Origin of the sequence: Veillonella parvula (genome assembly GCF_036456085.1) — a bacterium.
GTDB classification, from domain to species: domain Bacteria; phylum Bacillota; class Negativicutes; order Veillonellales; family Veillonellaceae; genus Veillonella; species Veillonella parvula_E.
On sequence record NZ_CP138632.1, the window covers coordinates 1191578 to 1216887 of the forward strand.

Genomic DNA, 25310 nt, shown 5'->3' on the forward strand with positions numbered 1-25310 from the left:
AATCCTATAAGGATTGCACTCGTTCTGCAATAGCTGTACCCGTCGGTGTTACCGCAAGGCCGCCATCACTTGTTTCACGCAATGCTGCTGGCATAGCGCGACCGATATTATTCATTGCTTCAATAACTTCATCTGGTGGAATTTGACTTTCAATATTCATCAAAGCCAATTCAGATGCAGTAATGGCATGAACTGCATAGAAACCATTACGTTTAACGCACGGTACCTCTACAAGCCCTGCTACTGGATCACAAGCAAGGCCCAATAAGTTTTTCATGCACAATGCGATAGCATGTCCTACTTGACGAGGCGTACCACCCATCATTTCTACAATAGCACCGGCAGCCATACAAGCGGCCGTACCAATTTCTGCTTGGCAACCGCCAACGGCACCGGCCACACAAGCGCGATTCGCTACGACATTGCCAATGCCAGAGGCAGCCAAGAAGCCCTTTACCATAGTTGCTCTATCTAGCTTGTAATGGTCCGCTACTGCTTTCACCGCACCAGGCATAACACCACAAGAGCCAGCCGTAGGGCACGCAACAATGCGGAACATCTTTGCATTTGCTTCATTAACAGCAATAGCATAGGTCATAGCCTTGTACGCAATATCACTCATAAATCTTGGTGCTTGGCCATTAAGCTGTGCCGCCTGGCCACCAGACATACCAGAGGCCGTTTTTTCTGCATAGTCTATACCATCCTGAATAGAACCTTCAAAGATATCTAAACGATGCTCTATTTCACGAATAACCGCTTCTTCACTGCGATCATAATTCTCTAATTCATAGCGCAGTACTACATCGCCAAAGGAAATGTTATTTTCCTCAGCTAAGCGAATAATATCTGCAATTGTATCGTATGCATAACTCATCATTCGCCCTCCTATAACGCTTCAAAGGTCATCACATCCTGGATGCCTGGAAACTCGCGCATAAACTGAACTGTAATAGGATTTACCACTGTATCTGTAGTAATAACCATGACTGCATCCTTATGCTTGCCCTTACGGAATACGCGCATCGTAGCGATGTTAATATCGGACTCACTCAATGCTTGGCTCACGAGAGAAATCGCACCAGGTCTATCCTCATGGAACACAACGAGCGTAAACTCATCTCCTGTAATGGACATATCATTTCCATCTACTTCGGTAATCATAATCTGACCACCGCCGAGAGAGCGACCAATAACAGTCATATGACGATTATGTTCATCATACATATCAAAACGCACCACATTCGGATGCCCTACATCAAGAGGAGACTCAATAAAAGAAAACTCCATCCCCTCTTTTTTCGCTAATTCATGGGCAACTCGGATGTTCGCATCATCCTCTTTATAACCTAATAAGCCGCCAATCAAAGCACGATCCGTACCATGCCCTTTATAGGTTTTTGCAAAAGATCCATATAATGTTAAATCTACCTTTTTGGGAGTAGCACGAAAAATACACCGCGCCATCTTGCCTAGCCGAGCAGCACCCGCTGTATGCGAACTAGACGGACCAATCATAATAGGCCCTATAATATCAAAAATACTGTTCATACATACCTCTATATACACATAAACCATGTGAAAAAATCCTATTTCACCTATAGTATAGCAACCAATATCGAGCCTTGTCTATATGCACATTAGAGGCATATTTGTTTGTCTACAGAGGACTACTATTCTTGTGAAAGCTGTTCTAAAACTTTGTATATTGATGGGACGCATCCATATCTACAGTTATAAAAAGGAAAGACTATACTTATGCAGCGACATCTCCCCCTCACCTCACTATTCTGATGAAAGCTATTTTATGAGTTTGTATATTGATGGGACTTATATTTCAGAAACGTTTTACTTATGGGCACAACCTATTGAGGGCCGAAGCGCCTCTATCACCACCACATACTATTTTGGATAAAGCTATCTACAGAGTAGTATATTGATGGGCCGCCTTTATATCTACAGTTATAAAAAGGAAAGACTATACTTATGCAGCGACATCTCCCCCTCACCTCACTATTCTGATGAAAGCTATTTTATGAGTTTGTATATTGATGGGACTTATATTTCAGAAACGTTTTACTAATGGGCATAACCTATTGAGGGCCGAAGCGCCTCTATCACCACCACATACTATTTTGGATAAAGCTATCTACAGAGTAGTATATTGATGGGACGTCTTTATATCTACAGTTATAAAAAGGAAAGACTATACTTATGCAGCGATATCTCCCCCTCACCTCACTATTCTGATGAAAGCTATTTTATGAGTTTGTATATTGATGGGACTTATATTTCAGAAACGTTTTACTAACAGGCACAACCTATTGAGGGCCGACTTACGCGCCGTATGGAGGCATGAGATAGGTTGTGCCTGTTAGTAACCAAGTTGTCGAAATAATTTTTGGCCCCATCAATATACAAACACTCGATAGATAGCTTTCACAATAATAGTAAAAAAACGCACCTAAGGATAACCCTAGGTGCGTTATTTATAACAACAGTCCTAAATCATAAAAGAGAGGGGACGTAGGACTGTAGTTAACAGATTAATAGATCCTATTAGCCCAAGATAGCTTTCATGTCAGCTTCTGGAGTTGTAATTGGATGTAATTGGAATTTTTCTACCAAAATGTTCAATACATTGCTGGAGAAGAATTTAGGCAAGGAAGGTCCGATGTAAATGTTACGGATACCCAATGCTAACAATGTTAACAAGATACATACCGCTTTTTGTTCGTACCAGGACAATACCAATGTCAATGGCAAGTCGTTTACATCACATTCAAATGCACCAGCTAAAGCTACTGCTACTTGAATAGCGGAGTAAGCATCGTTACATTGACCCATATCAAGGATACGAGGGATACCACCGATTTCGCCGATATTCATGTCGTTGAAACGGAATTTACCACAAGCCAATGTCAATACTACAGTATCATTTGGAGTTTGTTTAACGAATTCAGTGTAGTAGTTACGGCCTACTTTAGCACCGTCACAACCACCTACCAAGAAGAAGTGTTTAATAGCGCCAGCTTTTACAGCATCAATTACTTTATCAGCAATACCCAATACTGTGCCATGACCGAAACCTGTGGTTACTTCATGACCACCGTTGATACCAGTGAATTCTTGAGCTTCTTTGTAGCCGCCCAATTCGATAGCACGGTTGATAACTGCGGAGAAGTCTTTAGTACCATCTTCTTTTTCTTCGATATGTGCACAACCATCGAAACCTACCATATCTGTAGTGAAGATATTAGCTTTGTAGTTTTCTTTTGGTGGCATAATGCAGTTTGTAGTGAACAAGAATGCGCCAGGAACATCAACAAATTCTTTTTGTTGGTTTTGCCATGCTGTACCGAAGTTACCTTTCAATTGAGGATGTTTCTTCAATTCAGGATAAGCGTGGCAAGGCAACATTTCACCATGAGTATAGATATTTACACCTTTACCATCAGTTTGTTCCAATAATTGTTTCAAGTCATGAAGGTCATGACCAGTTACAACGATGAAAGGACCTGGTTCTACAGTCAAAGGAACTGTAGTTGGTACAGGTGTACCATATGTTTCAGTATTAGCTTTATCAAGAACAGCCATACATTTCAAGTTAATTTGACCAAATTCCATCAAAAGATCAAGCCATTCTTCAGCGCTGTGATCTTTAGCGAATTCTACCATGCCTTTAACGAACCAAGCGTCAACATCAGCATCGTGGAAGCCAAGGCGAGCAGCATGCCATGCGTACGCAGCCATACCACGCATACCTAACAATAATGTGGAGCGAAGGGATACGATGTCTTCTTCACCTTTCCACAATTGTTCCCAATCAAAGTTTTGTTGAGCGCTATCCACTTTTGCATGGTAAGCATTTACTTCGTCAATGAATTCTTGAACGCGGTCTTCAGAGAAGTTTACGTTTGTTACACACATGAACAAACCGCGCATAATATAATCGATACCTTCTTTAGTATGACCCTTTACGTCTAAAGCGCGAGCCAAGCCAACTAAAGCAGCAGTTAATTCGTCTTGTAAGTTAGCAACTGGTGCAGTTTTACCACATACACCTTGTACAGTACAGCCACCTGGTGCTGCAGATTGTTCGCATTGATAACAGAACATGCTCATTTGAAAATCCTCCTTTGCGAGACTTCCTCGCAGTCAAGCTAGATAATATAAAACCTATACATTACACTGATGTTTTATCAGTTGTCTGATTGATTACATTTGAAAGTATAACGTAAAGATGATACAATTTCTGTAGCTTGAGCAACAAATAAAAACTTTTTCAAAAATTTTCCTGACTCCCCTTATGGAACAGGTAGACCATTCGGTCTTATACTTTTATTATACAATAATCATTTTTAATTGCTATAGACTTTATCACACCGGAGGTGCCTATGAAACAAATACTTTCAAACGATATCATTAATCAATATATGCCCACCCTCGTGAAATGTCCTTTATTCAATACATTAGGAGAGCCAGAGCTGCGTGGCTATTTAAATAATGCCAAAGTTATCATCCACAGTTACAAAAAAAACGATTTTATAGCCCTCGCTGGAGATCCTATGGAGGGTATCGGCGTCATCCTTGAGGGCAGCGCTTTACTAACTCGTGAAAATGTCATGGGCCAACGGGTTATTATGGCAAACTTAGAACAATCAGATATTTTCGGAGAAGCACTACTATTTAGTAAACAGCCTTTATGGCCTGCTACCATTAAGGCAACAAAAGCAACTAAAATTATGTTTATTCCCCTTGAAACCTTTATTAAAACATTGCCGGATTGTCATCAATGCCAAACTAAAATCCTATCTAATCTATTAGAGGATTTATCTGAAAAAGCAATTCTATTAACCAGAAAAGTCCACTACCTCACATTAAAAGGGATGCGCGAAAAGATTTTTGCGTACTTAACAGATATTTATAAACGTCAGCATTCTAACACAATTCAATTACCCCACAACCGCGAGCAAATGGCTGAGGTACTCAATGTATCTCGCACAGCCCTTAGCCGTGAACTAGGGCGCCTTCGCGATGAAGGTCTCATTGATATTACAGGGCGCACCGTAACAATTAAAAACATTGAAGACATTGAAGAATTCGGCTTTAACACCTTTTAATACTTAATGGCTATTAAATTTAACAAACTAAAAAGTCTCTCAAGATTATCTTGAGAGACTTTTTTATTACACGACTCATAAAGTATATAACGGTTTTAAGTATATACCCATATTAATAACTATATTATATAATTTTTCAAACTATATAGTACTTAAAATTATACATCAGAACCAATGAGACAAATCAAATTCTTCACCAATGGTTGCTTTCACATGAGCACGGCCTAAGTAAAGGCCTAACAATGTTAAGCTAATTTTAGACATTGGCGTGCTATCAAAGACATCAGCTAAATCCAATAGAACCGGTGAAATATCATCCATAATATCACGCGCCTCTTGGCCCCTGAAAGCAGTAGGTTTGCTCTTCATCAGAGCTAAAAGATCACGTTGAACCATCGCATTAGAAATTCGTGTTTGTCTAAAGAATTGTGGTGCCAAAGACTCATCTACCAAGGCTAATTTATAAAGATTGGAATTCAAGCTACGCACCACATAACGTGGATCTACACCATGACCATCTGTAGCACGGAAGAGTTCTTCCTTAGAAAAACCACGATAGTTAAATACAAACGGATATGAATTAGACAACACTTGGCATAAAGTGATAGGCTCTTGTTCTTCTTGTGTACAGCGTAAATAGTCTAGCTGGCGATAGAAGGAATCATTTCGAGGCAAATCAGAGATGAATGGCTCAATATATTTTTCCACATAATGTTGGAAATGAATCAATCCATAGTTATTAGAGTTTCTAGAATATTGTAACAATAATGTTAAGGCCATAACTTGGAAGTGACCTAAAGTTAAATGAGGTAATACACGTAATGCATCAAAAGCTACGAGGTATGGCGTACTAGATTTAGGAGATTGAACCACATCTAGAAAAGCACCTAACGCAGCGGACTTCATCCACTCTGTATTTGTAGCGGCATATGCCTTTTGCATACTCATCAACGCTTCTTGAATAACAATATTCTCTAGTAATGCATTCACTTCAACAATTTTTGTAATATTGAGAGCTGCTAAAGCATCTCTTGTAATAGATTCTACATAGTGTTGCGTATCACCATGTAACACCCCAAAGGAATGAACAAATGGTGCTATAGCCAACTCAACGCATTTATCCTCATGCGCCGCTTTTGCCCATTGACCATGCGGTTCCTCCTCTTCAGTTAAACTTGTTGCCGCCAATTGTGCTTCAATTTCAGAAGCATCAAACAAACGCGTTTCATCTAATACCGATGGGCCTTCCGCGGTTTGTATTTCGTTCGCACCACCTATCATCTGCGTAGCATCTATGCTACCCGCTTCATAAGCTTCAAAGGCTTCCACAGATTCACCCATAGCAATTGTATCTTCAACAGAGTTTGCGTTATTGAGAAGTTCATCTGTAACAACATCGAGGACAATAGTTTTATCCACCAACGGAGTAACACCTTGATTAGCTTGATTAGCTTGATTAAGATCTGATACGGCTGTCATCACAATGGTTTCATCCCCTATTGGTGTGCCATTATCCGAACCTATTGGTGTTCCATTATCCGAACCTATTGGTGTTCCATTATCCGAACCTAATGCTAACGCATATTCTCCCTCTGAAACATGACTTGAATTAGACTTTAGAGTACTTCTTCTATTATAAGAGGTATCTATAGGATCAACCAGAGATTCAGCCGGTTCTCGCTCTTCACCGACCACCGTTTCAACTGTATCCGGAATTGATGCAGTATATACATTAGTCCCACTCGTATGTGTGATTGTTACATTGCCCTCTTGCGACTCCGTTGCAAATATAACATCATGATGCTCTTTAAGATTATTTTTATTACTTATGTTTTTATAGGATTTTTCTTTTGCCTTACTTTCACCATCACCACCGCTAAAAACAGCATAGCAAACAGCAAAGAATCCCAATGCCACGACGGCTAATACAAAATACGGTATTAGGTTTGACATACTATCCCCCTACATCAATGCTTCATTATATGCAGCACGCTCACCGCCAATGCTCTTCGGACGAACACGACAAGCGGTCACATGTGCTTTCCCAATTTCTTTCACACAAAGACGTACAGGCACTGCAACGTGTTTCATGTGCATACCAATGAAAGTATCTCCAATATCGATGCCTACATCAGCTTGAATAAATTCAACCATCACAGGATCATCAAAATGTTCGTACGCCATCACAGCCAGGGCACCACCCGCATGACGTTGAGGAACAACATTAACTTCCTCCTCCCATGTCATAGCGCTACGTTCCATAACAAGTGCACGATTAATATGTTCACAACATTGAATCGCCAAGTTAAGTCCTTTAGCCTTAACAGCATTGTATATTTCATCAAATACGACCTGAGCCACATCAAGGTGAGAGTCAGTGCCGATTTTTTTACCTACAATTTCGCTAGTGGAACAGCCAACAACGAATAATTGACCTTCGCGAACCTTTGCTAAATCAAGTAATTCAGCCATCGCGTTGCGAGTTGACTGACGAATAGTTTCTACAGAAGTCATGTTATCGCCTCACTCAAATTGAATGTATAAAATCTATATGTATATTATCATAAAACCGACAGAATCGGTAGACTAAACTCTACACGTAACGGATGAACATTTTATGATTATGGCTTAACAACAAAAAGAGGCTTGCTTTAGCAAGCCTCTTTCAATCACTCAATGGTGATATTAGATTTTTCTGTAAGGTTTTTGGCCTAATTCGTAGAAGTTATTACCTTCAGTATCGCCAACTACGATGCAAGGGAAATCTTCAACAGTCAATTCAGCCAAAGCTTCTGGTCCAAGTTCACCATAAGCAAGTACTTCATATTTTTTGATGGATTTTGCAATCAATGCTGCCGCGCCACCAACTGCTGCGAAGTATGTGCAACCATTTTTCTTCATGGATTCAACTACTTCTGGTTTACGGGAACCTTTACCAATCATGCCTTTGATACCTTGATCAAGCATTGTTGGTGTATAAGCATCCATACGACCGGAAGTTGTAGGACCAGCGGAACCAATTGGATCACCAGGTTTTGCAGGTGTTGGTCCAAGATAATAAACAAACTTATTTGTCCAGTCGATTGGCAATTTTTCACCACGCGCTAAAGCTTCAGTCATAACTTTATGAGCAGCGTCACGAGCGGAGTAAATTTTACCAGTAATAAGAACACTATCACCAACTTTTAATTTGCGGGAAAACTCTTCATTATATTCTTCAGTATTAATGCGAATTGATTCAGCCATTGTATTTACCTCCTATCGATTAAAGTACTACGTGAGCATGACGAGCAGCATGGCACATAATAGTAACTGCAACAGGAAGACCTGCGATGTGAGTTGCACCCCATTCGATGTTTACACCGATACAAGTTGTAGTGCCACCCAATTGTGGTCCAATACCAGTTTTGTTAACCATTTCCATGATTTCTTCTTCTAATTTTGCATAGTCTGCATCTTTATGAGGTACACTAATGTCACGAAGCAACGCTTTTTTGGACATAACAGCTGCTTGGTCCATAGTACCGCCAATACCAATGCCGAGTACGATTGGAGGGCATGGGTTAGGGCCTGCATGTTTTACGATTTCAAGGACTGCATTTTTAACGCCTTCCACACCATCAGCAGGTACGAGCATAGCTACATCGGATTTATTTTCAGAACCGAAACCTTTTAATTCTACTTGAATATCTACTTTATCGCCAGGAACGATTTCAGTGTAGATGATTGCAGGTGTGTTATTTTGTGTATTTTTACGGTTGAACAATGGTTCAGCTACAACGGATTTACGAAGATAACCTTCAACATAACCAGCTGCAACACCAGCATTGATAGCTTCTGTAAGATCACCACCAACGAAATGAACATCTTGACCAACTTTTAAGAATACCATAGTCATACCAGTATCTTGGCAGTATGGACGATCTTCAGCATCGGCAATTTCTGCATTTTTAATAATTTGATCAAGAACGATACGACCTACCGAAGACTCTTCTGTTTCACGGCCTTTTTTCAAACCTTCATAGATGTCTTTTGGCAAGTGGTAAGCTGCGTCCATACACATTTGACGGACTGTTTTTGTGATTTCAGATACTTGAATCTCGCGCAAGATAATCCCTCCTCAGGAAAATAGTTGAATATTAATTCTAATACCGATGAGATAAAATAAAATTCTCAAACATATGAAAGAATATCTATCTCAAACCGATGAGATTAACTCTATACATAAATCGTAGCACACAATATAAGGGGATTCAACGTCTCACCTATACAGTTTTCTCAATGCTTTTCCAGTTTTTGAGAATTGTTTTCATGAATATTTTTGTATATATTTCGGTTTTTCAATAGCCTACATAGACTTTATTCTCCAGTCACTAAAAAAGCCCCATTCTGTGATAAAAGTCATAGTCTATCACATATCAATAAGATTTTAATATCTTATATTTTTACCTACTTTCTTATATATAAATTTGGTTTAAAATGAACCACAAACATAGACTATATCTAATAAGATAAATACACTTTCATCTTAACTGATACTACTTTTCAACTAAATCTTTTAAACTTTTCTATAATGCATATGTATACCGATTATCTTCAATATACTTATATTGCTAACTCCCATTCATTTAGAGCCATACAATCACCTTAGAACGCAGTAAATATCTATAGTTAATAAGCTCTATAGATTTTATTAATTTTAATGACTCTCTCATCAAAATTATTGATAACTAATTTTATTTATAAAGTTATGTCTTTTAGTCATAATTGACAATATCTATTTTATAGTGTTCTAAAAAAAATGCTTGCTTTTATAATTAAACTAACATATAATAACAATCGTACCATTCCTCGATAGCTCAGTCGGTAGAGCAATCGGCTGTTAACCGATCGGTCGTAGGTTCGAGTCCTACTCGAGGAGCCATTTTGGCCCGTTGGTCAAGCGGTTAAGACACCGCCCTTTCACGGCGGTATCCCGGGTTCGATTCCCGGACGGGTCACCACCATGGACGATTAGCTCAGCTGGGAGAGCGCCTGCCTTACAAGCAGGATGTCGGCAGTTCGATCCTGTCATCGTCCACCAGACTAAAGAAGCAAGCTATTAAGCTTGCTTCTTTTTTTTGTATATATGATATAATAATATAAATTGTATAATTTGTAATTTTAAAAGAGTTTTATTAAGAGGAGGAATTATGTTACATAACTTCGGACTCTATAAACGTCCACTACTTACAGTACTTGCTGTACTACTCACAACTGCATTTACAACAGCCAGTGCCGCTATGATCGATTTGAGTCAGTTAACACCAAATACAACACAACCTGTAGCTCTTAGCACTATACAAAGTAGCACAAGTAATGAAGCTCCTACATTAGCCCCTGAAACGAATATGGAGCCTGTCATAAAAGTGGCTGCAACACCAACATCTACACCGATTTCTGGAGCTCCAGAAAAAGCCACAATTAATACTTCTAGTACAAGTCATGATGGACACTTAGAAAACTTTCCGAGCCGTAAAGTTACTATTGTTGTACCAGCAAATTTGCGCAATGAAAACACAGCTCAATTTGGTCGCTACATGACAGATCGCTTATCAAATACACTTAAATATCCTTACTATAATACAACCATCGTAAGTACTAACACACCAACTGCAGAAATTAAAGCCGCTGATCTTGCTCAAATTGCAGAGGCCCAAAATTCTGAAATCGTTATTATGCCTGTACCATTACAAGACGTATATGTACAAGTTAATACTATTAATAGCCCAGATCCGTATAATAAGGATAATCATGAAATTTATATCGCCGCAAAGGTTAATGCCCTTTTATACTATTATGATGTAAACGATAAGATAATCCATACTGTTCGTACGGGCTTCAACCAAACTGATGACTCTTTGACTATGCCAACACATAAATCAGTTTGGAACAAAGTTATGACTATATTACTTGATAAATTACCATATAAACGAATTCCAACAGACCGTGACCGTTACCAAGCACCTGGTATCAATTCTGAGGCACCTGTTGTACTAGATTTTCAAGTAGAACAACCTAAGAATACTGCGTACTCCTTAAAAGGTGTGAGCGTTTTATAATCAAAATTAGAAAGATAAAAAGGCTAGCCAGCTGGCTAGCCTTTTTCTTATAACATTTTTGTAACATGCAAGCGCAATAAGGCACGTTGCAATGCTGCTTCCGCTCTTTCTACATCAATATCAGGTGTAGGATTTGATAACCGACCTTCAGCACGCTCTTTAGCTCGACGAGCACGTTCCACATCAATGGATGTTGGATCTTGACAGTCAGGGGTTACAATACTCACCTTATTATGTTCAATTTCACAGAAGCCCCCAAATACAGCATATTCACGAGATGTTCCATCTGGTTGATCAATGCGTAAAGGTGCCAAGTCTAATGCGATAATCATAGGTGCATGGTTTGGCAAAATACCAAAAGCACCATCGATAGCTTTACCTACAAAGAATGTAGATTTGCCTTCGAATACAATCGCATCAGGTGTAATTATCTGTAGGGTCATAGGTTCCGCCATGGATTATTCCCCCTTCTCTTGCATTTCCTTTGCTTTTTGAACGGCTTCATCTATGGTACCAACCATGTAGAATGCACCTTCTGGCAATTCATCATGTTTACCATCCAAGATTTCTCTGAAGCCTCTCAATGTTTCGGACAATGGCACATATTTACCAGGAGAACCGGTAAATACTTCTGCTACGAAGAATGGTTGACTCAAGAAACGTTGAATCTTACGAGCGCGAGATACAGTGAGTTTATCTTCGTCAGACAATTCTTCCATACCGAGGATTGCGATAATATCTTGAAGATCGCGATATTTTTGCAATACTTCTTGTACTCCACGAGCTACTGCGTAGTGCTCTTCACCAAGTACATGTGGGTCCAAAATACGGCTTGTAGAGTCCAGAGGATCCACCGCCGGATAGATACCAAGTTCCGCAATGGAACGAGACAATACTGTTGTCGCATCCAAGTGAGCGAATGTCGCTGCTGGAGCAGGGTCAGTCAAGTCATCGGCAGGTACGTATACAGCTTGTACGGAGGTAATAGAACCTTCTTTTGTAGATGTAATACGTTCTTGCAATGCCCCTACGTCATTAGCCAATGTAGGTTGATAACCTACGGCAGATGGCATACGACCTAAGAGGGCGGATACTTCGGAACCCGCTTGGATAAAGCGGAAGATGTTATCAATGAACAAGAGCACGTCTTGTTTTTTCACATCACGGAAGTATTCAGCCATTGTAAGGCCTGTAAGACCTACGCGCATACGAGCCCCTGGTGGCTCATTCATTTGTCCATATACGAGAGCTGTTTTGTTGATAACGCCGGACTCTTTCATTTCGTTCCACAAGTCGTTACCTTCACGAGTACGTTCGCCTACGCCAGAGAATACGGAATAACCGCCGTGCTCTGTAGCAACATTGTGAATCAATTCCATGATCAATACGGTTTTACCTACACCGGCACCACCGAAGAGACCAATCTTACCACCTTTTACATATGGAGCGATAAGGTCAACGACCTTAATACCTGTTTCCAAGATTTGTGTATCTGGAGAAAGGTCATCAAATTTAGGTGCCGGACGGTGAATAGGCCATTTTTCATCAGCCACCACAGGTGCTGGATCATGGTCTACAGTTTCACCAAGTACGTTAAAGATGCGACCCAATACACCTTCCCCTACAGGAACGGAAATTGGAGCACCAGTATCTTCCGCTTCCATATTACGTGTCATACCGTCAGTAGAACTCATGGCAACGCAACGAACTGTATCGTCGCCTAAGTGTTGCATAACCTCTACTACGATTTTTTGTCTATCGTGTGCCTTGTGGTCATGGTAGATGTGGATGGCGTTGTAGATAGCTGGTAAATGACCAGCATCAAAGCGCACGTCTACAACTGGGCCGATGACCTGCACAACTTTACCAATATTATTACTCATCGACAGATGTCTCCTTATCTATTGCAAGGCATTAGCGCCACCAACGATTTCAGAAATTTCGTTTGTAATGCTAGATTGACGCAACTTGTTATATTCAAGGCCTAAGGACTCAATGAGTTCCCCTGCATTATCTGTAGCCGATGTCATGGCCGTCATACGAGCACCCAATTCACTAGCTGCAGATTGCAACAATCCATTATAAACTGTAATTTCTAAGTATTTTGGCAGCAACGCCTCCAAGACGGATACAGCGGACGGCATAAAATCATACTCTTCGCCTTTTACCTCATCTTGTGGTTGCTCTATTGGCAACAAGCGCTCAGCCTGTGCAATTTGCGTCATAGAATTTACAAAACGTGTATAGATCATGATGACTTCGTCTACTTCATGACGTTCATATAGTGAAAGTGCTTCATGCATGATGGCACGCGCATGTTCATAGGACGGTTTATCAGAAAAGCCCGCATAAGACTTATCGATGCGAATACCTCTAGATTTCATGCTATCTCTAGGCTTTCTGCCTGCCGTGATAACACGGTATGTATCAGGAGATTTACCATGTAATTGTTCCATAGCAAATTTCAACACATTAGACGAAAATGCCCCTGCAAGACCTTTATCTGCACCTACTACAATATAGCAAGTGCGCTCTACAGGTCGCACATCTAAGAGAGGACTTTCAAAGCCTTCTAAATCACTATTAGACATATGACGCAAGATTTGCCCTATCTTTTCTGCGTAAGGACGAGTAGCTTCCGCTTTTGTTTGTGCCCTACGAAGACGAGCAGAAGCTACCATCTTCATCGCTTTTGTAATTTGTTGCGTATTGGTAACACTTTTTATGCGTTTTCGCAAATCTTGTGCACTAGCCATACATTACGCCTCCTTACGAGACACTAATGTATGTGTAGAGCCAAATGCTTCAACACATTCTGGGATTGCTTGCTTCAATAGATTTTCAGTTTCTTCGTCAATTTTCTTAGACGTTTCAATGTTAGTGATGATTTCAGGGTAATTTGCTTTTACATAACGTAAAAGTTCAGCTTCAAAGGACAATACATCTGCCACTTGAATATCTGCTAAGTACCCTTTAGTACCAGCGTAAAGGTTGATAACCATTTCCGCTACACTCATAGGCTCATATTGACCTTGTTTTAACATTTCAGTTAAGCGTTCACCACGATCAAGTTGAGCGCGTGTAGCCGCATCAAGGTCGGAACCAAACTGAGCGAAAGCAGCCAACTCACGATATTGAGCAAGGTCCAAACGCAATTGGCCCGCCACTTGCTTCATCGCTTTAGTTTGTGCGCTACCACCTACACGGGATACGGACAAACCTACGTCAACAGCTGGACGAATACCAGAATAGAACATATCTGTTCCCAAGAAAATTTGACCATCAGTAATGGAAATTACGTTTGTTGGAATGTATGCAGATACGTCACCTGCTTGTGTTTCAATGATTGGCAACGCTGTAATAGAACCTCCACCAAGTTCAGATGAAAGTTTCGCAGCCCGCTCTAATAGACGACTGTGTAAGTAGAATACGTCACCTGGATATGCTTCACGCCCTGGTGGACGGCGCAATAATAGGGACATAGCACGATATGCAGCCGCTTGTTTTGTTAAGTCATCATATACGCATAATACGTGTTTACCTTGGTACATAAAGTATTCACCCATGGCAACACCAGCATATGGTGCAATGTATTGAAGAGGTGCACCTGTGGAAGCACTCGCAGAAACTACGATTGTATATTCCATAGCGCCTGCTTCTTCAAGCTTTTGCACTACGCGAGCAACCGTAGATTCTTTTTGACCAATAGCTACATAAATACAAATAACATCTTTGCCTTTTTGGTTCAAAATAGTATCTAAGGCAATCGCAGTTTTACCTGTACCACGGTCACCGATGATAAGCTCACGTTGACCACGGCCGATTGGTACCATCGCATCAATCGCTTTAAGACCTGTTTGCAATGGTTCATTTACGGATTGACGATCCGCAATACCAGGTGCTGGATGTTCGATAGGACGACGTTCTGTAGCTTGAATAGCACCCTTGCCATCAAGAGGTTGACCAAGAGGATTTACTACACGACCAATCAAGGCATCTCCAGCAGGAACGTCCATAATTTTGCCAGTACGACGCACTTGGTCTCCTTCTTTAATCAAGAAGTCATCACCTAATAGTACGGCACCAACATTATCTAATTCTAAGTTCAAAACCAAGCCATATACGCCGTGTGGTAATTCTAGCAACTCACCGGCCATGGCTCTTTCAAGACCATAAATATGGGCGATGCCATCCCCTACGTCGAGAACAGTACCCACGTCATCGACATTGAGGTCAACATCATAGTCCTGAATCTGCTGTTTGATTATAGCAGTGATTTCTTCAGGCTTCATTTTCATATATACCCATTCACCCCTATCTAATAGAGTTCGTTCTTAATAAAGATTTTTCTAATTCCTCTAAACGACGAGATACAGAACCATCAATGCGTTTATCTCCTACTTGGATAACGATACCACCCATAATTGATGGATCTTGGCGCACAGATAAAATAACATCTTTCCCTGTTACTTCTCGTAATTTAGCTTGTACAGATGCTTCTACCTCAGCTGTGATTGGTTCTGCTACAGTTACAGTAGCTTCCAAAATACCACGAGCTTCTCGTGATTTTTGAATAAACGCTGCAATAGCCTGCGCAATATAACGATGGCGCCCACGTTTAATCATCACATAGATAAAATGTAAAGCAACTTTGTCGATACTAGATTCAAAGATAGAACCAACTAACTTAATCTTTGCATCTTCTGTAACGATTGGATTTTCAAGGAATGAACGAAGTTCAGGCTGTTCCGCCATAACGGACGCTACATAACCTAATTGCTCCTCCATGAGTTCCAAAATATTTTGTTCTTGAGCTAATTCAAACATAGCTGAACTGTATTTATCTGCTACAATTTCTATGCTCATCGTATCACAACCCTATCGTTTTACTATCAAGTTGACGAATAGCGTCTTCGATCAATTTTGTATTAGTTTCGCTGTTCATATCTTTAGCAACAACTTTACCAGCCATAGCTACAGATAAAGATACCACTTCGTTACGCAAGCTGTTCATAGCACGATCGCGTTCAATAGCGATATCTTGGCGAGCACGATTTTTTTCTTGTTCAATTTGCTCGCGTGCTGTTGACAATTGTTCACGTGTTGTATTTTCTGCTTCTTGAACTGCTTTTTCAACAATTTGTTGTGCCTCTATACGAGCATTAGCAATTTGAGCTGCATAATCAGCTTTAAACCCCTCTGCTTCTGCGCGAGCTTGTTCTGCAGCTTCTAAGTCTTTAGCAATTCGTTCTTTACGTTCTGTCATTATAGCCAATAATGGTTTATATGCAAAACGAGCCAATAGCCAAACTAATATAAAAAAGTTCAACATTTGAGCAAGAATCGTTCCAAGGCTTAAGTCAACCAAGGTTATTCCTCCTCGTTATTATCTGAATAACAAAATAAATGCTACTACTACACCGATGATAGGCATCGCTTCGATCAAACCAATCGCTACGAACATAGTAGACATCAATTGACCGCGCAATTCAGGTTGGCGTGTAATACCTTCAATAACTTTGCTAGATACAAGACCATCACCGATACCTGCACCAATAGCACCACAACCTACTGCAATTGCCGCTGCTAACGCGAATAAACCTTGAGCTTCCATAATATATCCTCCATATAAATTAATTAATGTTCCTCACTAAGCCCCATCCCCAAATAGGATGCAGTAAGAACGGTAAAAATAAAGGCTTGAATAATACCAATAAATAGACTAAAAGCAATCCAAACCCATGGTACCGGCACAAACCAAGGCAAGTTATATAATACTTCTAACAAAATTTCACCTGCCACAATGTTACCGAATAGACGGAAAGCAAGTGTAACAGGTCTAGCAATTTCCTCGAAAATATTGAGTATTAACAAAGCCTTATAAGGTCGTACAAAATGCTTAAAATAAGATAAGCCTTTAACTTTAACCCCCATAACCCATACCACTAATGTACTACATAAAGCTAATGCAATTGTAGTGTTAATATCGGATGTTGGTGATGTTAAAGCCTTGAATGTTGGCATTAAGCCTAACTCATTTCCTACAAAAATAAATAAGAAAAACGTAAATAACAAGGAACTCACCATCGGCCAATGGCGACCCAAATTCGGAGCTAATTGCCCCTCTAAGCCTTCTAATATAGATTCCACTATATTCTGCAAGCCTACAGGCACCAATTTACGTCCCCGGGTGGCTAATACTGTTATCAGTATTACAATAGCCATAGTAACCCATGTAGCAATTAAAGTATCCATATTAAATGTCAACCCCAACCACTGCACGACCTCATGGTGTCCCGCATGTAATGTCACGTTCTCAACCCCTTTCATAGATATAATAAAAACCTAATATATTTATGACAATATAAATATAATATATATATGTATCATCATACATCGTTATAGATATATAATCAACACTTGAAGGGTAAACAATTCCAATTAATCATAAATATAATGTATACAATGCATAATTGGAATACCTTTGTTGTTCCTGTTTTAGGTCATTCTAGAACTAAAACTGGCGACTAAGCCACCAGTACATAGCATATAATGCAGGCTGAATAAGCGCGATACCTATAAACATGCTAACAGCCTCTACACCCGGAATTTTCAGCCCTAAGACCACTAAAGAACCTACTAACATAAGGCGCCAAATCATCTGTCTACGAGATTTACGTACGGCTTTATAAGGATCTCCTGACACAATAGATTGTCCATGCAAAGCTAGGCTAAGTAAGTAGAGAACCATTATAAAGATACCCCAAAGCCATCCCCATAGATACTGTTCTAAGCCACATAAAACTTGTATTATACTGCCCAAAAAAGCAATAAAAAAACAAGTCAGCAGCACGCGCACTATGAATTTTATATATTGATTCATACATACCTCACTACTTAACTTGTTTATACAACATATAAAACCCTGTTATAGCTCCTATTAGGCCAAATATGACCATGCAGAGTGGTTCCGTTTGAAGCCAAGTATCCAATTTATAACCTAGCCAAATAAAACCTCCTATACAGGAGACCAGTGTGACCCCCGCTGATGTTGCCATGGCGAGGGCTTTCACAAGATCCTTATCCATATTATTTACCAAAACGTTCAGGACGACACGCATCACCTAAGAACTCATGTCGCAATGCTTGAATAATGCGTTCAGAGGCTTTACCATCACCATATGGGTTAACAGAGTTAGACATCAACTTATACGCTTCAGCATTGCTCAATAATTCATAAGCGGCTTTATGTACCGCATCTTTATCAGTACCTACAAGGCGAACGGTACCTGCTTCTACTGCTTCAGGACGTTCTGTCGTATCACGCAATACGAGAACTGGCTTACCAAGAGCTGGGGCTTCCTCTTGAATCCCACCTGAATCAGTCAAAATCAAGTAAGATTTAGCCATCAAGTTTGCAAACGGTTCATAGTCAAGAGGGTCAATTAATGTAACACGCTCCACAGAACCAAGTTCCTCTTGTACAACTTGGCGAACTTTAGGATTTTTATGTACAGGGAAAACAACTTGAATATCTTCAAATTCATTAATTAAATCTCGAATGGCTTGATATACATGGCGCATAGGTTCACCTAAGTTTTCTCGGCGATGTGTGGTAACAAGAACCGTACGTTTTTTAGGATCAAGAGCATTAATAGCTGCATCATCGAATACATAGTTGTCTTGTACAGTCGTATCAAGAGCATCGATAACAGTATTCCCTGTTACATAAAGATGTTCTGTATTAATATTTTCTTTTTTTAAATTGCTTTCAGAACTAGAAGTAGGCGCAAAGTGATACGTCGCGATCGAACCCGTCAATTTTCGATTCATCTCTTCAGGGAATGGAGAGTAAATATCACCTGTCCGTAGTCCTGCTTCCACGTGACCTACAGGAATTTCTTGGTAGAAAGAAGCCAATGCCCCAGCAAAGGTAGTTGTAGTATCACCATGAACGAGTACCACATCAGGTTTTGCTTCTTCTAACACATCTTTAAGGCCCATCAAAGCACGATTAGTTACATCATATAGTGTTTGACCTTGGCTCATAATGTTTAAATCATAGTCTGGGGTAATATTAAACAAGTTTAGTACTTGATCGAGCATATCTCGATGCTGTGCCGTAACGGTTACGATAGGTTCCATATCTGGTGCTGCTTGTAATGCTTTTACAAGAGGAGCCATCTTGATAGCCTCAGGTCTTGTACCAAAGATTGTCATAACTTTTAACATAATTGCCTCCAACGTAGTAGGATAGAAAAAATGGGGCGCCAAGCGCCCCACAGATGGTTATTCCTTATGAGAATCATCAGTATTCTCCAAGGCTTTAGCCAATTCATCGCGATCAAAGGATATGGTATTATCCGAGTCGCTGCGTTCAATTGTAGGACGTGGTAACGGATGCCCTGCCGCATCACTATGCATGATAACGCCAAGACGTCGTGCAATATAAATACTACACAAGAAAATTACTAATACCAAGGTCGCTCCGACCCAAGCATTAACCTCTGCAACGATAACAGATACACCGCCGAAAAGAGCTGTTACTGCATACATCAACAATACAGCTTGCTTTTGTGTTAATCCTTGTGCCAATAAACGATGGTGAACATGACCTTTATCGGGTTTAAAGATGGGACGTCCACTGATCTTACGGCGCACAATGGCAAATAAGGTGTCCAAAATAGGCAAGCCTAACACAATGGCAGGTACCACTAGAGCAATCATAGCAGCTGTCTTCACAGCGCCCATAACGGAAATAGCCGCTAATGTATAGCCTAATAACATGGATCCCGTATCACCCATGAATATTTTTGCAGGATTGAAGTTATACCGCAAGAAACCTACAGTCGCACCTGCTAAAGCAAGAGAGATACAAGCAAGATCAGTTTGACCAAGTTGCAATGTCATTGCACAAACAGCGATACATGCGATAAAGGAAATACCTGCAGCCAAGCCATCAAGGCCATCGATAAGGTTTACAATATTTGTAAAACCAACTATCCAGAAAATAGTCAATGGGATAGCCCAATACTTGAGATATACTACACCACCCCAAGGAAGGTTGATGAAATCTACTCGAATATCATAAGCCACCAAAATAGCGGCTGCTATAATTTGGCCCATTAACTTAGTTTTTGGCTCAATTTGTTTAATGTCGTCCCAAATACCAACTAGTACCAAAATGACTGTACCAAGGACAAACCCAAACAATTTATGATCATGCGGAATGGAATCGTTAAAAAGAACCGATCCCACATAACCGAGAAAGATTGCTAATCCACCAAGTCGTGGAATCGCACCATGATGCACCTTTCGAGCATCAGGCTTATCTATTGCCCCAACAGCAACGGCAAAGCGTTTTACCAATGGGGTAAGTGCAAAGGTTATGATGAGCGCTAGTGCAAAGGCCCACACATAATCGAGCACATATTCACTCATAAGACACCTCCAACAAGTAGGTTGTAAAAACAGATTAGTTCGTTAAGCTACGAATAGGAGCAGGAATTCTGCCACCACGGGCAATGAACTCGGCTGCACTATATGGACTCACTTCGATAATAGGAGCATAACCTAATAATCCACCAAATTCAACAACCTCTCCAACAGTCTTACCAGGTACAGGAATTACACGAACCGCAGTTGTCTTATTATTAATCATACCAATTGCTGATTCATCTGCAATGATAGCAGAAATGGTATCAGCAGTAGTGTCTCCAGGAATAGCAATCATATCAAGCCCTACAGAACAAACACATGTCATGGCCTCTAATTTATCAAGCGTCAAACTACCACAGGATACAGCATCAATCATGCCTGCATCTTCCGAGACAGGAATGAATGCACCACTAAGGCCACCTACGTGAGAGGAAGCCATAAGACCACCTTTTTTCACCGCATCATTAAGTAATGCTAGTGCCGCTGTAGTGCCATGACAACCACAAGAGGACAAGCCCATTTCTTCAAGAACATGAGCTACAGAGTCACCTACAGCTGGCGTTGGCGCCAAAGATAAATCAATAATACCAAATGGTTTACCGAGACGACGAGATGCCTCTTGGGCTACCAATTGACCTACGCGCGTGATTTTAAAAGCAGTACGTTTAATCGTTTCTGCTACAACGTCAAAGGATTGACCTCGAACGGATTCAAGCGCATGTTTTACAACGCCCGGGCCAGATACACCTACAGAAATAGCACTATCCCCTTCTGTTACCCCGAAGAAAGCACCCGCCATAAACGGGTTATCCTCTACAGGATTACAGAAAATTACGAGCTTAGCGCAGCCAAGAGCATCATTATCCTTTGTAAGCTCTGCAGTTTTCTTAACGATGATTCCCATGTCTCGCACTGCGTCCATGTTGATACCAGTTTTAGTAGAGCCCACAGCAACAGAGCTACAAACGATATCCGTAGTTGCCAGCGCTTCAGGGATAGAGTCAATCAAAATGCGGTCAGCTCGAGTGGCGCCCTTTGTTACAAGCGCAGAAAAGCCGCCAATAAAATTAACACCTACAGTTTTTGCAGCACGATCCATAGCTTCCGCCACAGGAACATAAGATGTTAAATCACTCCCCCCTGCAACTAGAGAAATGGGTGTTACAGAAATACGCTTATTGATAATAGGAATGCCGAATTCTCGCTCAATATCTTCCCCTGTAGATACAAGATGTTCTGCCTCTTTTGTAATACGGTCATAAATACGGTCACACAGCTCTTTACCAGAACTAGATGCACATTCAAGCAAGCTAATTCCCATCGTAATAGTACGCACATCAAGCTTGTTATCATGAATCATCTGATTCGTTTCTAAAATATTGTCGATAGATAACATAAGTGCCTCCTATCCTACACGGTGCATGCTCAAGAAAATATCAGCATGTTGTGCACGGATTTCAACACCTAGTTCTTTACCTTGAGTCGTCAAAGCCTCTTGGATAGCTGTAAGATTTTTCATATCTTCAGACTTGGTTTCACACATCATAATCATATTGAAAACACCATCAAGGATGGTCTGATTAATGGACATAATATTTACACCGTAGTTAGCGAGTACGGTACTAACCCCAGCAATGATACCAACGCGGTCTACGCCGACAACGGTAACAACTAATTTCATAACATCACCTTCTCTAAGCACTACAAACTATATAGCCAGTAAAGGGCATTCAATAAACTATATTAATATATTATAACACATTTATTATTTTTCATGAGTGAAATCTTTATGAGTTTTCTAGTGAAAACAATATGTTATACTTTGTCAGACAAAGCACTTGTCACAATCTCTTCACCAGCAGTTAACAATGCGATAAGACCTTTGTCACCTTTATAGCTTTCACCATAAATTTTATATAAATCTTCAGTGCCAGATGGGCGTGCTACAAACCAGCCTGTTTCCGTTTCCACACGAACACCATCGATAGGCATATCTTTATACAGAGAAGTAGTGCGAACATTAGTAATCGCATTACCATCTACTTCGGTAGCCGTAATGGAGCTTGCATTTAATTGTTTCAACTTAGCCTTGGCCACCTTTGTACAAGGTGCATCAATACGACCAAATCGTGGATCCCCACAACCTTCCACAATATTGTTATATAGTCTCTCAACAGTTGCGCCCATTACAGCGTACATCTCCATTGCTAAAAGAGCCATAATCATACCATCTTTATCTGTGGTCCATACGGTACCATCTTTTTTAAGGAAGGATGCACCAGCAGATTCTTCGCCTCCAATGCCAATTTCCCCATCGAATAATAGGGAACTAAAGTATTTAAAGCCTACCGGAACTTCATACACAGGAATTTCTTTAACGGATGCCCACTTATCAATCATAGTGGTACAAACAACCGTTTTGCCTACCCCTTTATCCTTCCAACCACGGGTTGTGAATAGATAATCGGCAGCGGCTACGAGGAATGCATTTGGTGAAGCAAGCCCTTCTGCACTAACAATACCATAACGATCATAATCGGGATCGTTACCAACAGCCAAATCGTAATTACCAATTTGCTTGATAACATCGGCCATAGCGTATTCGGAGGAACAATCCATGCGGACCTTACCATCATGGTCATACGTCATAAAGCTAAAAGTTGGATCATATTCATCATTGATAATATCCATGTTGAGATTATAGCGCTCTTTAATAGCTCGCCAATAACCTAGTCCACTACCGCCGAGGGCATTAACGAGGACCTTAGGTTTTGCACTTTGTATTGCCTCCATATTAATAATAGAAGACAGTTCTTCTACGTACAGGCCTTTATAGTCATACGGAACTTGTTGATCAGGTTCAATATTGTCGATACTAATACGTTTGAACCCTTCTAATTCACAATATGCACGAACATATTCATTAGCACGGGTTTCAATCCATTTTGTAACGAGAGTATCCGCCGGGCCGCCATTAGTAGCGTTATACTTGATGCCACCGTTATCTGGAGGATTATGAGATGGCGTAATCACGATACCATCCGCTTTATCATCATGGCTTTCATTATAACGAATAATGGCACGAGATATAGATGGTGTCGGCACAAAATCCATATCGGAATCAACCATTGCCGTTACACCATTGCCAGCAAGAACCTCTAGAACCGTTACAAGGGCTGGCTGAGATAAAGCATGTGTATCTTGACCGACAAAAATCGGACCTGTAGCGCCGAATTGTCCACGGCCATCACAAATAGCCTGTGTAATAGCGGCCACATGTAAATCCGTAAAAGTACCATTTAAAGATGTACCGCGATGGCCAGATGTGCCAAAGGATACGAGTTGTGTCGGATCTGTAATATCCGGAGCATTATCAAAATATGCATCCACAAGGGTTTGCACATCGATAATATCTTGTTCTTGTACAGGCGTACCTGCTAATTTGTGAGTCATAGAAACCTCTAATCTTATCTTGAGGGCAAGCCCTCTTATTTTACAACCTTGATATTCTATCAATTACATTAAATTATTTCCAAAATGTATGTATCATTCATAAAATATTATATTTACACATAATTAATATAAGATGACAACAGCCAGAGATTTTATCATAATTCTTTATTTTGATTTGTTACAACTATTTTCATCTATTACAACATTATTGTTCGCTTCGGTAGTTATATCTTGTGATTTCAGCTGTTTAGATATTTCCGCAGGAACAATAGGTTGAGTAAAACCTTGCCCGATAACCTCTTGAGCATCAGTAATCAAGATAAACACATTTGGGTCCGCTTCTTGAATAACCTCTTTCAATTTATTTACCTGCAGCAAGTTAACTGCAACCATCACAATTTGCTTAGGCGTACGTGTATAAGCGCCAATGCCATTGATAATAGTAGCGCCACGACCGACCTTATTGATGATGCATTCACATACCTCATCGGTACGATAGGTAATGATGAAAGCAACTTTACGTTGATTAAAGCCGATTACCACCTTATTTGTAATAATAGTATACACATACACACTGATAAGAGTTACAGCTACCGCTTCAAGTCCAACAACTCCGACAGCAACTAAGAGGATGGCACAGTTGATAGCGCTATTAATGGACCCCATTTGAAGGCCATAATATTTGCGAACGATAAGTGCAATCGGATCAAGGCCCCCTGTATTACCACCTACACGGTAGACGATACCAAGCCCTAGTCCAGTTGTGATACCTGCCATCATAGAACTGAGTAGTGGATCCTTAATAATCATGTCATATTGCAAGAAACTAAACAGATCAATCATCCACGATAACATGAGCGTACCATACAAGGTATTAAGCACTACACGTTTACCAAGCCACTTCCAAGCAGCCCAAAATATAGGGACGTTCAAAATAACGTTCCAAGAACCAACGGATAATCCCGTTAAATAATACAAAATCAACCCTACCCCACTAATACCAGTACTAACCAGTTTGTGAGGTAGTACAAAGGCATCTAAACCAGCACCAAAAATTGCACAACCAATAGCAACTATGACACATTGATAGACAACATCTTTATACTTGGCGAACATAGCTCCCTCCAAATTGCCATTTCACTATAAATATTCTATAATGAACTAATTAAAACATACGCTGTTTACAATGCTTTTA

At 40.3% G+C, this 25310-nt stretch carries 25 protein-coding genes and 3 tRNA genes; 5 read left to right on the forward strand and 23 right to left on the reverse strand.

Annotated elements, in window-relative coordinates; all coding sequences use genetic code 11:
- Positions 1-4: 4 nt before the first annotated feature.
- The 3 genes from sdaAA to hcp form a co-directional block, all read right to left on the reverse strand.
- Positions 5-877 (reverse strand): L-serine ammonia-lyase, iron-sulfur-dependent, subunit alpha, encoded by an 873-nt coding sequence (gene sdaAA / locus PK1910_RS05725; RefSeq protein WP_178886035.1) that lies wholly within the window; start codon positions 875-877, stop codon positions 5-7.
- 11 nt (positions 878-888) lie between these two features.
- Entirely contained in the window at positions 889-1551 is a 663-nt protein-coding gene (sdaAB, locus tag PK1910_RS05730; protein WP_058948093.1) for an L-serine ammonia-lyase, iron-sulfur-dependent subunit beta, read from the reverse strand.
- 1008 nt (positions 1552-2559) lie between these two features.
- Complete coding sequence (gene hcp / locus PK1910_RS05735) at positions 2560-4125, reverse strand: hydroxylamine reductase (RefSeq protein WP_004695081.1); 1566 nt, start codon at positions 4123-4125, stop codon at positions 2560-2562.
- Positions 4126-4397: 272 nt separating this feature from the next.
- Between hcp and PK1910_RS05740 the strand changes: the two genes are divergently transcribed.
- Positions 4398-5123: a Crp/Fnr family transcriptional regulator gene (locus tag PK1910_RS05740; protein WP_004695080.1), complete on the forward strand. Its 726-nt coding sequence runs from the start codon at positions 4398-4400 to the stop codon at positions 5121-5123.
- A gap of 165 nt (positions 5124-5288) precedes the next feature.
- On the opposite strand, the gene PK1910_RS05745 is transcribed toward PK1910_RS05740, so the two are convergent.
- The 4 genes from PK1910_RS05745 to PK1910_RS05760 all read right to left on the reverse strand — a co-directional run bounded on the left by PK1910_RS05745 (position 5289) and on the right by PK1910_RS05760 (position 9231).
- Positions 5289-7076 (reverse strand): LPO_1073/Vpar_1526 family protein, encoded by a 1788-nt coding sequence (locus PK1910_RS05745; protein ID WP_058948094.1) that lies wholly within the window; start codon positions 7074-7076, stop codon positions 5289-5291.
- A gap of 9 nt (positions 7077-7085) precedes the next feature.
- On the reverse strand, positions 7086-7637 hold the full coding sequence (locus tag PK1910_RS05750; protein ID WP_058948095.1) for a TIGR01440 family protein: 552 nt from the start codon (positions 7635-7637) through the stop codon (positions 7086-7088).
- Positions 7638-7808: 171 nt separating this feature from the next.
- Positions 7809-8369 (reverse strand): Fe-S-containing hydro-lyase, encoded by a 561-nt coding sequence (locus PK1910_RS05755; protein ID WP_004695073.1) that lies wholly within the window; start codon positions 8367-8369, stop codon positions 7809-7811.
- Between the two features lie 19 nt (positions 8370-8388).
- Positions 8389-9231, reverse strand: coding sequence for a fumarate hydratase (locus PK1910_RS05760; protein WP_004695072.1), 843 nt, complete (start codon positions 9229-9231; stop codon positions 8389-8391).
- Between the two features lie 740 nt (positions 9232-9971).
- On the opposite strand from PK1910_RS05760, the gene PK1910_RS05765 reads away from it, so the two are divergent.
- From PK1910_RS05765 to PK1910_RS05780, 4 genes are all read left to right on the forward strand, one after another.
- Positions 9972-10047, forward strand: a tRNA-Asn gene (locus tag PK1910_RS05765).
- A 4-nt stretch (positions 10048-10051) separates the two neighbouring features.
- Positions 10052-10126 (forward strand) — tRNA-Glu (locus PK1910_RS05770).
- Positions 10127-10130: 4 nt separating this feature from the next.
- Positions 10131-10206 (forward strand) — tRNA-Val (locus PK1910_RS05775).
- 109 nt (positions 10207-10315) lie between these two features.
- Positions 10316-11224 carry a hypothetical protein gene (locus PK1910_RS05780; protein WP_058948096.1) on the forward strand — a complete coding sequence of 303 codons (909 nt, stop codon included), beginning with the start codon at positions 10316-10318 and terminating at the stop codon, positions 11222-11224.
- Positions 11225-11271: 47 nt separating this feature from the next.
- Here PK1910_RS05780 and atpC read toward each other — a convergent pair whose 3' ends face one another.
- The 16 genes from atpC to PK1910_RS05860 all read right to left on the reverse strand — a co-directional run bounded on the left by atpC (position 11272) and on the right by PK1910_RS05860 (position 25231).
- Complete coding sequence (gene atpC, locus PK1910_RS05785) at positions 11272-11679, reverse strand: ATP synthase F1 subunit epsilon (protein ID WP_024060190.1); 408 nt, start codon at positions 11677-11679, stop codon at positions 11272-11274.
- Positions 11680-11682: 3 nt separating this feature from the next.
- Complete coding sequence (gene atpD / locus PK1910_RS05790; protein WP_004695069.1) at positions 11683-13107, reverse strand: F0F1 ATP synthase subunit beta; 1425 nt, start codon at positions 13105-13107, stop codon at positions 11683-11685.
- An 18-nt stretch (positions 13108-13125) separates the two neighbouring features.
- Entirely contained in the window at positions 13126-13980 is an 855-nt protein-coding gene (gene atpG, locus PK1910_RS05795) for an ATP synthase F1 subunit gamma (RefSeq protein ID WP_004697537.1), read from the reverse strand.
- Between the two features lie 3 nt (positions 13981-13983).
- Positions 13984-15522 (reverse strand): F0F1 ATP synthase subunit alpha, encoded by a 1539-nt coding sequence (gene atpA, locus PK1910_RS05800; protein ID WP_004697546.1) that lies wholly within the window; start codon positions 15520-15522, stop codon positions 13984-13986.
- A 16-nt stretch (positions 15523-15538) separates the two neighbouring features.
- Positions 15539-16090, reverse strand: a complete 552-nt coding sequence (gene atpH, locus PK1910_RS05805; RefSeq protein ID WP_004697545.1) for an ATP synthase F1 subunit delta — start codon at positions 16088-16090, stop codon at positions 15539-15541.
- Between the two features lie 4 nt (positions 16091-16094).
- Positions 16095-16592: a F0F1 ATP synthase subunit B gene (gene atpF / locus PK1910_RS05810; RefSeq protein WP_004697511.1), complete on the reverse strand. Its 498-nt coding sequence runs from the start codon at positions 16590-16592 to the stop codon at positions 16095-16097.
- Positions 16593-16610: 18 nt separating this feature from the next.
- Positions 16611-16838, reverse strand: coding sequence for a F0F1 ATP synthase subunit C (gene atpE, locus PK1910_RS05815; protein WP_004695064.1), 228 nt, complete (start codon positions 16836-16838; stop codon positions 16611-16613).
- 23 nt (positions 16839-16861) lie between these two features.
- Positions 16862-17554, reverse strand: coding sequence for a F0F1 ATP synthase subunit A (gene atpB, locus PK1910_RS05820; protein ID WP_058948097.1), 693 nt, complete (start codon positions 17552-17554; stop codon positions 16862-16864).
- A gap of 184 nt (positions 17555-17738) precedes the next feature.
- The gene (locus PK1910_RS05825; RefSeq protein WP_077708634.1) at positions 17739-17975 is read right to left on the reverse strand and encodes a hypothetical protein; all 237 of its coding nucleotides are present in this window, start codon (positions 17973-17975) and stop codon (positions 17739-17741) included.
- Positions 17976-18117: 142 nt separating this feature from the next.
- Positions 18118-18312 (reverse strand): AtpZ/AtpI family protein, encoded by a 195-nt coding sequence (locus PK1910_RS05830; protein ID WP_012864790.1) that lies wholly within the window; start codon positions 18310-18312, stop codon positions 18118-18120.
- A gap of 1 nt (position 18313) precedes the next feature.
- Positions 18314-19456, reverse strand: coding sequence for a non-hydrolyzing UDP-N-acetylglucosamine 2-epimerase (gene wecB / locus PK1910_RS05835; protein ID WP_058948099.1), 1143 nt, complete (start codon positions 19454-19456; stop codon positions 18314-18316).
- Between the two features lie 57 nt (positions 19457-19513).
- Positions 19514-20665: a glycosyltransferase family 4 protein gene (locus tag PK1910_RS05840; protein ID WP_058948100.1), complete on the reverse strand. Its 1152-nt coding sequence runs from the start codon at positions 20663-20665 to the stop codon at positions 19514-19516.
- 34 nt (positions 20666-20699) lie between these two features.
- Complete coding sequence (locus tag PK1910_RS05845) at positions 20700-22058, reverse strand: PFL family protein (RefSeq protein ID WP_004695059.1); 1359 nt, start codon at positions 22056-22058, stop codon at positions 20700-20702.
- 9 nt (positions 22059-22067) lie between these two features.
- Positions 22068-22343 carry an ACT domain-containing protein gene (locus tag PK1910_RS05850; RefSeq protein WP_004695058.1) on the reverse strand — a complete coding sequence of 92 codons (276 nt, stop codon included), beginning with the start codon at positions 22341-22343 and terminating at the stop codon, positions 22068-22070.
- Positions 22344-22477: 134 nt separating this feature from the next.
- The gene (locus PK1910_RS05855; RefSeq protein WP_072210697.1) at positions 22478-24115 is read right to left on the reverse strand and encodes a phosphoglucomutase; all 1638 of its coding nucleotides are present in this window, start codon (positions 24113-24115) and stop codon (positions 22478-22480) included.
- 165 nt (positions 24116-24280) lie between these two features.
- Positions 24281-25231, reverse strand: coding sequence for a YitT family protein (locus PK1910_RS05860; protein ID WP_024061087.1), 951 nt, complete (start codon positions 25229-25231; stop codon positions 24281-24283).
- Between the last annotated feature and the right edge of the window lie 79 nt (positions 25232-25310).